Below are 644 nucleotides of genomic sequence, written 5' to 3'. Positions count from 1 at the left end.
AAAGCAATAACACGTTTAATGTGGATCTCCCGAATGGCCTTTATGAGGTGAAGGTGACGCTTGGCAATACGGCAAGGGCCAGTGTGGCGGCGGAGGGCGTGTTTCAGGTCATTAATATGACAGGGGATGGCGCGGAGGATACGTTCCAAATTCCCGTCACCGACGGGCAGCTGAATCTGCTGGTGACAGAGGGGAAAGCTGGCACCGCTTTTACGCTTAGCGCCTTGAAAATAAAGAAATTGTCTGATCAGCCGGTGACGAACCGAACCATTTATATCGGAGGCGACTCGACGGTGTGCAATTATTATCCGCTCAACAGCAGCAAGCAGGCGGGCTGGGGGCAGATGCTGCCTCACTATATCGATAAACATACCTTTCAAGTGAGAAACATGGCGTCCGGCGGGCAGATCGCGAGAGGGTTCAGAAATGATGGACAGCTTGAGGCGATCCTGAAGTACATCAAGCCGGGGGATTATTTTATCTTGCAGCTTGGCATTAATGACACAAATCCGAAGCATAATGAATCTGAAGCGGAATTCAAAGAGATGATGCGTGATATGATTCGTCAGGTGAAAGCGAAAGGAGCGGACGTCATCCTATCAACACCCCAGGGCCGGGCGACCGATTTTACTTCTGAGGGCATA

At 50.9% G+C, this 644-nt stretch carries 1 protein-coding gene; it reads left to right on the top strand.

The genetic code is table 11. From position 1 onward, the window contains the following. Window positions 1–644, top strand: a 644-nt coding sequence (locus ACWHAR_RS28415) for a GDSL-type esterase/lipase family protein (protein WP_452088613.1), incomplete at both ends; no start/stop codon positions are given.

It is taken from the genome of Bacillus sp. LR--39 (genome assembly GCF_053613335.1).
This window is presented reverse-complemented; position numbering and strand designations above follow the sequence as displayed.